Source organism: uncultured Methanobrevibacter sp. (assembly GCF_902771435.1).
Lineage (GTDB): Archaea > Methanobacteriota > Methanobacteria > Methanobacteriales > Methanobacteriaceae > Methanocatella.
This window is the reverse complement of sequence record NZ_CACXXB010000017.1, coordinates 1-14,357: the sequence shown is the minus strand read 5'-3', so window position 1 is coordinate 14,357 and position 14,357 is coordinate 1. Positions and strand designations below refer to the sequence as shown.

Annotated in this window: 6 protein-coding genes; all 6 read right to left on the bottom strand. The window is 35.7% G+C overall.

The window, feature by feature from the left end:
* Positions 1-137: 137 nt before the first annotated feature.
* A complete protein-coding gene (locus QZU83_RS05780) occupies positions 138-677 on the bottom strand; it encodes a DapH/DapD/GlmU-related protein (RefSeq protein ID WP_295610406.1) in 540 nt (179 codons plus the stop codon).
* Complete coding sequence (hisD, locus tag QZU83_RS05775; RefSeq protein WP_295610404.1) at positions 678-1,955, bottom strand: histidinol dehydrogenase; 1,278 nt, start codon at positions 1,953-1,955, stop codon at positions 678-680. It lies immediately after the preceding gene.
* A gap of 7 nt (positions 1,956-1,962) precedes the next feature.
* Positions 1,963-3,612, bottom strand: a complete 1,650-nt coding sequence (ilvD, locus tag QZU83_RS05770; RefSeq protein WP_295610402.1) for a dihydroxy-acid dehydratase — start codon at positions 3,610-3,612, stop codon at positions 1,963-1,965.
* A gap of 294 nt (positions 3,613-3,906) precedes the next feature.
* Positions 3,907-7,281: a DUF11 domain-containing protein gene (locus QZU83_RS05765; protein ID WP_295610400.1), complete on the bottom strand. Its 3,375-nt coding sequence runs from the start codon at positions 7,279-7,281 to the stop codon at positions 3,907-3,909.
* Positions 7,221-10,565 (bottom strand): hypothetical protein, encoded by a 3,345-nt coding sequence (locus tag QZU83_RS05760; RefSeq protein WP_295610399.1) that lies wholly within the window; start codon positions 10,563-10,565, stop codon positions 7,221-7,223. Before QZU83_RS05760 ends, QZU83_RS05765 begins: the two co-directional genes overlap by 61 nt.
* An 810-nt stretch (positions 10,566-11,375) precedes the next feature.
* Positions 11,376-14,357: hypothetical protein (locus QZU83_RS05755; protein ID WP_295610397.1), on the bottom strand; the 2,982-nt coding region annotated here is incomplete at its 5' end.

Below are 14,357 nucleotides of genomic sequence, written 5' to 3'. Positions count from 1 at the left end.
TAATGATAAATTTTCATTATAATTTTAGTTTAGATTTAATGTTTAATAAAGATATGTAAATTTTAAAAAAAATAATGAAATAATCAAAAAATAAATTAAAAATAGTGTTGCCTTTTCTAATCGGCAACTGAAAATGATTAAAACTTATTCTTATCCAGAGTTTTCATGACCCTGGCCGGAACGCCTGCAACAACCTCATAGTCTCCTACGTCTTTTGTTACAACCGCAGATGCGCCTACTATAGCATATTCACCAATGGTTACTCCCGGAAGTATTGTGGCGCCCGCTCCAATCCATGCACCTTTTTTAATGTGGATGGGCTTGCAAAGCAATACATTTCTGCTGTACTCGTCATGATTATTGGAAAGAAGCTGCACATTGGCGGCAAGCATCACATCATCCTCGATTGTTATTCCGCCACGGGCCATTGCCAAACAGTTGGAATTGATGAATACATTATCGCCGATTACCAGCTTATCCAAAGCTGCGCCTGAAATAGGGGCCATTACCCTTGAATTTTCACCAAGATTATCACCGAAAAGCTCCTTCAATATCTCATCATACTCGGGAGTCATCGGCATGGTATGATTGAGCTTGAAGACCAATTCGCCTTGGCGAGCATATTTCTCCAATTCCTCTGCAGGAAGTTCATCCATATCCACTCTTTCAAAATCCATCTAATCATCCCTCAATCTTGTTTTAAATGAGTTTGCATGTGCAAAGAAACCTTCATATTCGGCTATTGGAACGGAAGTTTTTGAAAGCTCCTTAAGACCTTCCCTTGTAAGTCTTTGAACTGTCGGTTTTTTGATAAACGCTTCAGTTGAAAGCCCGGAATACATTTTTGCCCCTCCGCCTGTAGGCAAAACATGGTTTGTTCCGGAGCCGTAATCTCCTGCTGCCACCGGTGAGTATGGACCTAAAAAGATGGATCCCGCATTGTTGATGTGTGAAAGGGTTTCGTCATCGTCATTAGTGGAGATGATTAAATGTTCAGGAGCATATTCATTTGTTACATGAATGGCTTCGTCAAATGTGTCAGTGATAATAATTTTTCCACTTTTTGCCAATGATTCCTCTATAATTTCACGTCTTGGTGCAATTTCAGTCAACTGTTTGATGAATTCATCAGTTTTAATTGCCAAATCTTCACTATCAGTTACCAAAAAGCAGGATGCATTAGGGTCATGTTCCGCCTGCGCCAAAATATCGGTTGCCAAAAATTCGGGATTTGCACTTTCATCGGCCAGTATAAGTACTTCTGATGGGCCTGCCGGAAACTCGATGTCTACTTGACCATAGACAAGTTTCTTTGCTGCAGTAACGAATATATTTCCAGGACCAACAATTTTTTCAACTCGTGGAATTGACTGTGTTCCGAATGCAAGTCCTGCAATGGCCTGTGCTCCTCCAACTTTGTAAATTTCATCGGCTCCTGCAATATCTGCCGCAACCAAAATCGCATCTAGAATTTTGCCATCTTTTTGAGGAGGTGTAACACAGACAACCTTTTTAACGCCTGCAATTTTCGCAGGTATTACTGTCATCAATATTGATGATGGATAAGCCGCACGACCTCCAGGGATATAGCAGCCTGCAGAGTTAATAGGCCTTACGATTTGGCCTGCAACCACACCAGGATTTACTTCCATTTCCCATTCCTGCGGAATTTGCTTTTTGTGAAATTTTTCAATGTTTGAGGCAGCCTGTTTTAAAGCCATAAGCAAACCATCGTCCAAAGTATCATATGCCTCTTCAATTTCATCTTTGGATACTTTCAAATTTTCTATTGTAACACCATCAAACTTTTCGGTATATTGTCTGATAGCCTGGTCTCCATTCTCTTTGACATTATCTAAAATATCAGACACAATGTCCAGGACATTGTTTACGTCCTGTTCCGACCTTTTTATTGTTTCCAGTAACTCAATGTCAGAGTATTTGAGTATTTCCATTATAACACTACCTCATTATAGCTCCGGTATCTGCTGAGTGAACCAATTTTTGATATATCGCCAGCCATCCGGAAACATCACTTTCAGGGTGTTTCACTTCTTTTAATCTTTTTTCAATTTCTTCATCAGTAAGTTCAACATTGATTATTCTATTGTTAATGTCAATTTCAATTATATCGCCATTTTGAATGGCTGCAATCGGACCGTCCTCTCTGGCTTCCGGTGATACATGTCCTATACAAGGGCCTCTTGTTCCTCCTGAAAATCTTCCGTCAGTTATTAATCCCACATCTTTGATGTTCATTCCGGCCAGTGCGGATGTTGGATTTAACATTTCACGCATTCCAGGACCACCTTTAGGACCTTCATATCTGATTACGACAATGTCTCCCTCTTCAATTTCATGGTCGAATATTGCTTTTGTAACATCCTCTTCTGAATCATACACCTTTGCAGGTCCCTTAAGATGCATCAGGTTATCGGCAACTGCACCTTTTTTAACAACACTTCCATTTGGAGCAAGATTACCTTTAAGAATTGCAATACCTCCATCCTCATGTACAGGATTGTCCAATGTGTGGATAACATCGGTATTTTTGTTTTCGACAGTCTCCAAGTTCTCGGCGATTGTCTTTCCGGTTACTGTCAACTGGTCTGTATCAATCTTATCGCCTAATGTTTTCAATACAGCCTGAATACCTCCCGCAAGATGTAAATCCATCATTGAATCTTCTCCGGCCGGAGAAATGAGCGCAATGTGAGGTACTTTTCTGGATATTTTATCAAAGAGTTCCAAATCCACTTCAACACCTTCAACTTCACTTGCAATAGCTGGAATGTGAAGTGCTGTGTTGGATGAACCTCCCAGTGCCATGTCAACTGCAATTGCATTGTTGAACGCTTCCTGAGTCATGATATCTGACGGTTTGATATCCTTTTCAACAAGCTCTATGATTTTTTTACCTGATTCGTATGCAATCTGATCATTTTCTTCTGTTCTGGCATGGGTGGTGGCACATGTCGGAAGGGACAGTCCAAAGGTTTCGGTTATGCATGCCATTGTATTTGCAGTGAATAACCCGGAACAGCTTCCGGCACCCGGACATGCGCATTTTTCAAGTTCATTGACTTCCTCTTCAGACATTTTTCCAGCAGAATAAGCGCCGACAGCCTCAAATACTGTAATAAGGTCTGCAGGTTTGCCGTTATATTCCCCTGATGCCATTGGTCCTCCGGTTACAACGATTGAAGGGATGTTTACTCTTGCAGCACCCATGATCATTCCCGGAACGACCTTGTCACAGCTTGGAATTAATACTAATCCATCAAATGCATGGCCCTTTGTCATTGATTCGACGGTTGCCGCAATAATTTCACGTGAAGGCAGGGAATATTTCATTCCTTCATGGTTCATGCTTATTCCATCACACACTGCCATTGTATCGAATTCGAATGGAATACCACCTGCAGCAATAATTCCTTCCTTTACAAATTCAACAAGTTCCCTCAGGTGAATGTGACCCGGTACAATGTCTGTAAAACTGTTTGCTATTCCAATAAACGGCTTTTTGAAGTCATCATCATCAAGTCCGCAGGCCCTTAAAAGTGACCTGTGCGGTGCTCTTTGAATTCCTTTCTTGATACTATCACTTTTCATTTAATCACACATCAAATTTAATCATTAGTATATATCTTCCTGATTACTTTTAAAACATGGTGTTAAATGATTAAATTGATGAAAATAGTCAAAACTGTTATGGATATCTACATGTCCATGTAAAGAATTATTATTTTAAAATTAGAACTTGATTATATTAAAAATAAGTATTATTATTTTATAGCAATATTATATTTCATATAAAATTATCAATTGTAAAATCAATTTAAAGCAACTTTGCTTTGGTACAAAAAATAAAAAAATATGGGAAAATAAAATTTCCCATTAACGTGTTTAACTTTTCCGTTTTAATGATATGCCAACAATTGCGAGTAATGCTAATAAAACCATTACAATAGGATTTCCTGTAGCAGGCAGTTCTTCATGTGAAACTTTTACAGAAGGTACATCAGAACCAGGAGGCACATCAGTACCGTTGTCAGGATTTGGCACGTCTGGAATAACACCCGCAGGTTCTTCGTTATTGGTCATGTTAGGATCGTAAGTATCACTTTCAACAATCGCATCTATATCAATTGAACCATGTTTTAAAACTTCAGTTTCGAGTTTGAGAGTTACCTTTTCATCCGGAACTAAATCTCCAATAGTCCATATTCCTGTTTCAGAATCATATGTACCTTTGGAAGGTTTAAAGCCTAAAACTCTTAATGAATCAGGTATAACAATTCTTGCACGAGAATTGACTGCAGAATCTGGTCCATGATTTACTACAGTAATTGTCCAAATAACCTCATCACCTACTGTTACAATATTAACATCCGGTACGGTAGTTACCTCCAAATCAGCTTTAGGAGGAACAGTAGTTGAATCATTGCAATAATTGTTTTCTTCATTAGGATCATATGTATCTGAGGTTACACTTGCCGGGTTAACTATGGTCTTATTTGTTACAACCACTTCAGTATAAATTGTTAGATTTACTGATTCTCCGCTGGCAAGGTCACCAATAGTCCAAACTCCAGTAACACTATCATAAGCTCCTTGAGAATCATCTGAAACATAAACTACACCAGAAGGTAATTTATCGGTTACAACTGCATTTACAGCTGTATCCACACCATTGTTTTTAACAATGATGGTCCAAGTGATTATGTCGCCTATTTCAGCCGCTTTATCAGAAACGGATTTGATTACTTCTAAATCAGCTTGGGCAACAATCTCAACAGAGCTATTATCATAATTGTTACTTAAATCAGGATCATAGGTATCAGATGAAACAGAAACATTTCTATATACAGTAACATTTGTAGCGTTTGCTAAAGTTCTAATAGTTAAAGTTACGGTTTCACCGACAGGTAAGTCTCCAATAGTCCAAACAGCAGTTTCATTATCATAAGAACCTTCAGAATCGTCTGAAACGTAGACTAATCCATCAGGTAATACATCTTTCAATATTGTGTTGATTGCGTCATCAGGTCCGTGATTGGTTACGGTAATTGTCCAGATAACTTCATCACCATTATGGGCAGGTGTGCCTTCTTGTTCGAAATTGTTAGTAATAGTCACTTCTAAGTCAGCTTCAGGAGGAATGTCCAGAGAACTGTTGTCATAATTGTTACTTAAATCAGGATCATAAGTATCAGATGAAACAGAAACATTTCTATAAACTGTAGCATTAGTAGTATTTGCTAAAGTAGTAATAGTCAAAGTAACTGTTTCGCCAACAGGCAAATCACCAATACTCCAAACAGCATTAACCTCATCATAAGTACCATTAGCATTATCATGACTTACATAAACAACACCATCAGGCAAGACATCCTTAAGAATGGAATTAACCGCTGTATCAGGACCATTATTAGTAACAGTAATAGTCCAAACAATGGTATCACCATCATGACAAGTCTCACCGGACTCCTCAAAGTTGTTAGTAATAACAACTGCTAAATCTGCTTCAGGTGGAACATCAACAGAACTGTTGTCATAATTGTTACTTAAATCAGGATCATAAGTATCAGATGAAACAGAAACATTTCTATATACAGTAGCGTTAGTTGTGTTTGCAACAGTAGTAATAGTCAAAGTAACTGTTTCGCCAACAGGCAGATCACCAATAGTCCAAACAGCATTAACCTCATCATAAGTACCATTAGCATTGTCATGACTTACATAAACAACACCATCAGGTAAAACATCTTTAAGAATGGAATTAACCGCAGTATCAGGACCATTATTAGTAACAGTAATAGTCCAAACAATGGTATCACCATTATGACAAGTCTCACCGGACTCCTCAAAGTTGTTAGTAATAGTGACTGCTAAGTCTGCTTCAGGTGGAATCTCAACAGTGTCATTAGCCTCATTATTAGTCATATTAGGGTCATAAGTATCAGAAGTCACATTAACAACATTAGTAATATTGACATTAGTAGCATCAACAGTAGTATTAAGAACTAAAAGTAAACTGGTTCCGCTTTCAAGCCTATCAATAGACCAAACATTGTTCTCAAATGTACCCCTACTAATGATTACAAGAGTAACATCAACTAACTCAGAAGGAACAACATCCCTAACAGTGATATTAACAGCTGCATCAGGACCATTATTATAAACAAAAATCATCCAAGACACAACATCGCCTTTATGAGCAGTACGATTAAATGTTAATTTAAAGACCTCTAAATCGGCTTCAGGAGGAATCTCAACAGTATCATTATCCACATTATTAGTCTCATTAGGATCATAAGTATCAGAAGTCACATTAACAACATTAGTAACATTAGTGTTAGTTGCATCAACAGTAGTATTAATAATTAAAATACTAAAGTTTTCGCTTTCAAGTCTATCAATAGACCAAACATTGTTCTCAAATGTGCCATTAGTAATGTGTACAACAGTAACATTAACTAACTCACTAGGAACAACATCCCTAACAGTGACATTCACAGCTGCATCAGGACCATGATTATAAACAAAAATCACCCAAGACACAACATCGCCTATATGAGCAGTGCGATTTAATGTTAATTTAATAACCTCTAAATCAGCCTCAGGAGGAACAACAGTCTCATTAGAAGCGTTGTTATTGGTTTCATTAGGATCATAAGTATCAGAAGTCACATTAACAACATTAACAATTGTAGTGTTAGTAGCATTAACAGTAGTTCTGATAACTAAAACCTTATAATCACCACTAGCAATCTCATCAATAGACCAAACATTACCCTCAAACTTACCAGCGTGACCAAGATTAATCACTTCAGGGTTAATTAACTCTTTAGGTAAAACATCAGTAACAGTCACATTAACAGCAGTATTAGGACCATTATTTTTAACAGTAATAGTCCAAGTTACAGTATCACCTTTATGAACAGAAGCATTAGAAACAGTCTTATTGATTTCTAAATCAGCAACTGAAACAACGAAAGTGGTATTGTTAGCATTGTTGTTAGAATAATCTGATTCATTAGTAGTTGTATTTACAACAACAATGTTAGTGTTATTGCCTTCAGTAGTTAAACGGGTGACAATTTTAATAACAATAGAAGAATAAGCATCTAAATTGCCAATTTTTAAAATTAAAACACCATTAACCACATCTTTAGCATAAGAGCCAATGACAATAGCACCAGCAGGTAAAGTATCAGTCACAACAACATTCTCGGCAACACTAGGACCATTATTAACAACAGTAATAGTCCATTCCACTGATTCAAATCACAAATAGGATCAACCTGAGTAGTATTATTAGCCTTATTATTAGAACTGTTAGTCTCATTAGTGTCAGTAGTAACAACAACAATGTTGGTTAAATTACCCTCTTTAACCGCCTTAGTAACAATAGTAAGCACTTTAGAAGTATAAGGATCCATATCACCAATACTCCAAGTAAACTCATTACCAGAAACAGTCACACCAGCAGGAGCAGTCACAACAACATTCTTAGCAACACTAGGACCATTATTAGTAACATTAATAGTCCAAGAAACAGTCTCATTCAAATTAATAACACTAGCATTAACAGTCTTGTTAATCACTAAATCACAAATTGGATGAACAATAACTGTCCTATTAGATGGGTTATTGGTTAAATTCCAGTCTTTTTCATTACAAGTAACATTTACTTCGTTAGTGTAAGTACCATTATTAATGGCGCGGGAATTGATTGTCAATGTTTCAGTAGTTCCATTGGTCATGTTTCCGATTGTCCAGATTTTAGTTGCATCACTATAATTACCTTTGGTTGCTGTAGCATTGATGAAAGAGAATCCGGATGGTAAAACATCTTTTAAAGTTACATTTGTAGCATTAGAAGCGTTAGCAGCATTGTGAACTTTAATTGTCCAAACTACTATATCACTGACATTATACTCATTTTTATCAGATGTTTTGTTAGTACTTAAATCCACAAGACCTAAAACTTCAAATTTAGCAGTGCTTGCAATGAATTTATAGTTCCAGTCTTCAGGGTGTTCAGCATACACAGTATAATTACCTGGTTTAATAGGTTTTCTAATTGTATACCTGATTTCACCTGTAATATTGGTATAATCTGTATGCTGTTGTAAAATGACTTCACCATCTTCATCACGTACAATTTTAGTAATGTTAATTAGTTGCACGTTTTCGCGATCATCTTGATATAATAACTGACCATCATTACTTGCTTCAGCTCCATTAACAGGATTAACTCCCCAGTCTGTAGTAACGACATCGCCATGACTGTTTTTGTAAGTTACCTGATGGAAGGTTATTTGATCATTTGATGCAGTATTGTGAATTGCATTAATGATATTGTCTCCACCAACATGGCAAACAGTTATGTTAACATCGCTTTGATTATAATAACTTTCTTCAGGTTCAGGAGTGATAATCAAAAGGTAACTCCAAGCCTGATTTTCATTAAATGTATCATAATAAAGTTTGAAGTCGTTACCAGATGTATAAATTGCAGAACCGTTACGGGCTTTGTTGTGGGTGAATGTATTTTCTCCAGATTGGGTATGATCACCATTTACATAAATAGCTCCACCTAAACCGGTAGTTCCTGAAGAGCTGTTGTCTTGAGGAACAGCTTCGTTATAAGTGAAATCATTTTTACTGATATAAGAATTGGAACCATCAATATATACAGCTCCACCCTGATTGTTTACATTGTTATGATCAAAAGTAGACTGTTCAATATGAGCACCATTACCTTTAATGAAAACACCAGCACCATTTTCAGCCCGGTTATCTTCAAAAGTAGACTGAGTGATTTGAGCAGTATTACCCTCTATGAAAACACCAGCACCATTTTCAGCCCGGTTATCTTCAAAAGTAGACTCTATAATTTTAGCATCATTACCTTTAATATAAACAGTACCGTTTGTACTTGTATGATTGTAGAATTTAGAATCTTGGATAGTAGTTCTTTCACCTTCTATATAAACAGCAGCACCCTTACCACTTTCTGCAGTATTACCATCAAAAATACAGCCACGGATAGTTGTATCATTACCATAAACAAAAATCGCACCGGCATTACCTGTTGGGTCAAATGTTATACGTTCATGCTTGATATACCAGTTCCCGTTAGAATTTGGAGTGAGAACCTCACTTGGCGGGGTTCTGTCATAGTATTGTACTCCAGGTCTTCTTTGTTCACCCCAAGCTAGTTGATAAATACCGTTACAGTATGATGAAGTTTTATTAAGGGTAGCTACATTGTTTGTAAAATTACAATTTTCTATAAGTACATTATTAGCCTTAGTGTTTCTACCACTGAATCCGTCATGGTCACCACTTAATCCACCAATCATAATAGCAGAACCTTGTCCACCACTACAGTTTTCGAATTGAGAATTTCTAACAATTACATTAACGTGACTTATTCCTAAACCACCGGAGTATTCTCCAGTACCAGTACAATTTATAAATTTACAATTATCAAGTATTTCAGGAGTTTTGAGGTAATCTACTGAAGTACTGAAATTACCGTGTATGTATACTGCAAACCAACGGGAGGTAACATTGATAAAGTTTGTGTCTACAAGTGTAGAAGCAACACGAAGTGAGCCCCATTCTGATTCATCAGCAATACATAAAGCTCCACCGTGTTGAGCAGAAGAAGTATTGATAAAATTACAGTTACGCATATCTATACCGAATACTGCTCCAAGTTGACCTGTACCATCCTTAACACCATCATCACCAGGATAAGTTTGGCGACAGTTTGTAAAATTACAACCATAAACGTGGATTTGATCACCTGTTTCAGAACAACCCACTAATGTAAGAAACTGATAAGCTGATTCACAATCATCAATTACACAATCTATTACAGATCCACTACAGAACTGTATAAATTTTTGCTCTGCTTTAATGTGCTTGAAGACAACATTTCTTACTTCATAACCGGAGTCACCATAAAATCGAGTACCCCAATTTTGAGGAGTTCCCCTAAATGTTAAAACAGGACCGCCATCAGTGAAAACAGCCATTTGTTCTGGATTATCTTCAGATCCGCCGATGACTGTAACATCGCTAATTACCGGATGGCTATTTCTATTAGCTGTAAGTGTTCCTGAACCGGTGTAAGTTCCACCATTAAGATAAATAATATTTCCAGTTCCTCTATTTCTCCAAATTTCATCCATTACATCTTGTGCAGTACCGCCCCTTAAATTAACAGCAGCACCGAGCACAGGTTCGTCATTACTTACTCCCAATATCGGAGTTTTATCATTAAAAGTTAAACGACTTTCATTTTCAATTTCATTCGTGTTTTTCGCATCATCTACAAGGCCCAATGTAGAATCCGCTGCCTCATCAATTGAATCCAAATTAACATTGCTTAATTTATCATTATCAATTGCAACACTGTCATTTGACAGCATTATTTTTCCGTTCGTATCGCCATGTGCTAAATCTTCACTTGCGCTTACAAATGAAGTTGAAAAAATTATTAAAAATAGTATTAAAATGAAAAATAAACATCGCTTATCTCGCATAAATTTACCTCACATTTTAAACAAATTTTAAATTGGTTTAACTTTTTTTAACGAAAAACTTAAAATATCAAATAGTTATGAAAAATTAATGAAGAGACAAAAAAATGCCTCACATATTACTATATAATTAATACAATAAAAATATTATGGAATATAATTTATACAAAAGTTAAAAAAAATCTTATAAAAAAAGTTAAAATAAAATAATCTAATAACTATTAATCAGCCATTAAAAACCAAAGTTGATTTAGAATAACTGATGTGATAAGATCAATGCATAGTTATTGGATTATTTTAATAATCTAGAAAATCAACCGTTAAAATGGCCAAACTTTAACAGCCGAATTTTTAATAGATTACCTGTTTTTCGCTAGGTTGAACATCCTAGAACTGAATCAAGACTGAATCCCGATTAAGACTGTTGGTTAAAAGCCTTACATTCCTAACATGTTAGAAATGATTTTTCACCAATTTTCATTAAAATACTATTTAATAACAAATTTTCCATAACACATGCAACCTCAATTATATTTTCTATAATCGGAATACATATGCAATTAATATTTTACTAATTTTTTAAATATATAGTTTATTATTTTAATTTTCTTTTCATGATTATAAAAATTAAATGTAAAATATGAATCTATGTAAAATTTAAGTGAATAATCTTGAAAACTTAAAAAAATTGCAATGAAAATTCTAGAAATTTTTTAAAAAAAGTGATTTCATACATATTTTATAAAATTATGATGAATTTTATAAATAAAAAATAAAAAAATATGGGAAAAATCAATTTCCCATATAACGTGTTTAGTTTCTTCTTCTTATGCTTACTCCAACTATTGTTAATAATGCTAAAAGCACCATTACTAATGGATTACCTGTAGGATATAATTTTAAAATACTTACAGGAGGTTCTGGAGGTTCTGTAACATTTACAACAGTTACGGTAGCATTGTCATAGTTGTTTGAAGTGTTGTTGTCGTAAGTATCACTTTCAACGTAAGCTTCGTTGACAATTTCACCTACAACCAATGCTTTTGCAACTATGCTTAATGTAGCACTATCACCTTTAGCCATATCTCCAATATTCCATATTCCTGTGACAGGATCATAAGTACCTCTGGATACTTTGAAACTGATAAGTTTCAATCCGTCAGGTAAAACATCGTATGCACGAGTGTTTACAGCAGTGTCCGGACCTAAGTTTCTAACAACAATTGTAAATTCAACTTTGTCACCGACTTTTACAGTATCTTTGTTTACATCTTTGATGATCATAAGATCTGCAACTGGGCCGACTTTAGTTGTATTGTTATCTTTATTGTTTGATTCATCTGGGTCAGGAGTATCTGAAGTAACATTTGCGAAATTAGTGATTGTTCTGTTAGTACCAATTACTTTGGTTTTAATATGAAGAACTTTGGATTTGCCTTTAGCAAGGTTTCCTAGTTTCCAAACGCCAGTATTATGATTATAAGCACCATTTGAATCATCTGAAACATAAACTACACCAGAAGGTAATTTATCTGACACGACTGCATTTACAGCAGTATCAGGACCATTGTTTTTCACAATGATAGTCCAAGTGATTATGTCATTAGCACGAGAAGTAGCTTGGGAAACCAGTTTAGCGATTTCTAAATCAGCTTCAGGTGCGACACGAATAGTGTTATTGTCATGATTATTTGTTTCGTTCGGATCGTAGGTTTCGGAAGTAACATCAACATTGTTTGTAATTCTAGCATTTGTTATGCTAATATTGGTTACAATGTTCAAGATTACTGATTCTCCTTTTGCAAGGTTACCAATGTTCCAAATACCGGTATTATGATCAAATGCTCCTTGGGAATCATCTGAAATATAAATTAAACCGGAAGGTAAGAAATCAGCAGCAACGGCATTAACAGCATCATCCGGTCCATGGTTGATGACTTTTATTGTCCATGTTACTGTATTACCTTTTGAGTAAACGTGGGTATTTGGTTTTTTACCATCACTTAATTTTATTACTTCTAAATCTGCAATAGGAATAGGAGTTATTGTACAGTTAACAGTTATGTTATTACCATAAGCAGGAACAAGAGTTCCGTTGTTGGTTAAATCTCCAAGTCCATCTACAAATACTTTTACAGTAATGACAGCGCTGGATTTAGCTTTAATGTCTTTAAGGGTCCAAGTAATAATTTGGCCATAGACAACAGTGTTGACTAAAGTAGCACCCTCAACGTTTAAAGTATCCGCATATACTAATCCATCAGGCAAGCTATCAATCACAACTAAACTGTTAGTGTAATCGATTTCTTCGGTATTTGTAATAGTTAAGTAATATTCCACAAACTCGTAATGATATGGTTTTGTGTTATTAACTGTTTTTTCAATGTCAGGATTCTTTTTAACATCCACTGTTTTATTATCGAAGTTGTTAGTGTAGTTCCATTCAGTTTCATTACAGGTTACGTTTGCATAATTGGTAAATGTACCTTCGGTTGTAGCAAGTGAATAGATTGTTAAAGTCTCTTCAGTGCCTTTGAGCATTTCACCGATAGTCCAAACACCATTAGCATAACTACCTTTAGTTGCAGTAGAGTCAATTAAAGTAAATCCGGCAGGCAAGACATCATTCATTTTGACATCAGTTGCAGTGTAACCATTGAAAGCATTGGATACTTTAATAGTCCAAACAACGATATCGCCCATGAAGTAACTGTCTTTATCGGATGTTTTAACAACAGAAACATCTATAGGTTGTACTTCAATAGTAGCGTTAACTGTCTTATTGGAACCATCAGGATAAACAAGAGTCTCATTATTGACTTTAACACCAATAGCGTTTGCTTGAGCTAAAACTTCAATGACAGCAGTTGATCCTGCAGAAATATTGGTAATTACCCAATATATTTTATTGCCATCACGGGTAGCATTCATTAACACATCAGCACCAGTGATTCTAAGAGTTCTAATGTAATCCACACCATCAGGCAAACTATCAATGACAAGTAACTCATTTTCAAAGGTCACAGGTCCAACATTAGTAGCAGTCAAGTAATAGATTACGTTCTCATGATGGAACGGTTTAGTATTATTGACATACTTGAATGGAGGAGGATTTATGAAAACAGTGACAGTAGCATTGTCATAGTTATTGTCGTAATTCCATTCAGTTTCATTACAGGATACATTCGCTTCATTGGTAGCATTTACTACAGCACTATTAGCAAGTGAAACGATAATTAAGGTCTCTTCAGTACCGTTGCCCATAAATCCGATAGTCCAAACGCCGTCTTCATAAGTACCTTTAGTTGCATCGTAATCGATGAAAGTAAATTCACTTGGTAATATATCCTGCACTCTGACATCGGTTGCATCAGTACCATTGAAAGCATTGGATACTTTAATGGTCCAGACAACAATATCATCAACGTAGTAAACAGCTTTATCAGATGTTTTAACAACAGACACATCAACAATAGGAAGTACATCTATAGTACAGTTGACAGTCTTGTTATAACCATTGTCAAAGATAATAGTCTCAGGATTGAGTTTAGGACCAACAGATGTAGTGTTAGTTCTAATTATGATAACAGCAGTTGAATTTGCAGTAATGTTAGTAATTACCCAAGTTACAGTTCTGCCATTATTGCTGAGAACAGCATCTTGAACTACATCAGCACCTATAATGTCGACTGTTTCGATGTAAATTATTCCATCAGGTAAATTATCAACGACAGTTACATTTCTGGTGAAATCATATTCGCCGTCATTAATAACAGTCAAGTTGAATAAGACATC

Coding starts and splice junctions, on each gene's coding strand:
- hisD (WP_295610404.1), bottom strand. CDS start 1,955: ATGGAAATACTCAAATACTCTGACATTGAGTTACTGGAAACAATAAAA.
- QZU83_RS05780 (WP_295610406.1), bottom strand. CDS start 677: ATGGATTTTGAAAGAGTGGATATGGATGAACTTCCTGCAGAGGAATTG.
- QZU83_RS05760 (WP_295610399.1), bottom strand. CDS start 10,565: ATGCGAGATAAGCGATGTTTATTTTTCATTTTAATACTATTTTTAATA.
- ilvD (WP_295610402.1), bottom strand. CDS start 3,612: ATGAAAAGTGATAGTATCAAGAAAGGAATTCAAAGAGCACCGCACAGG.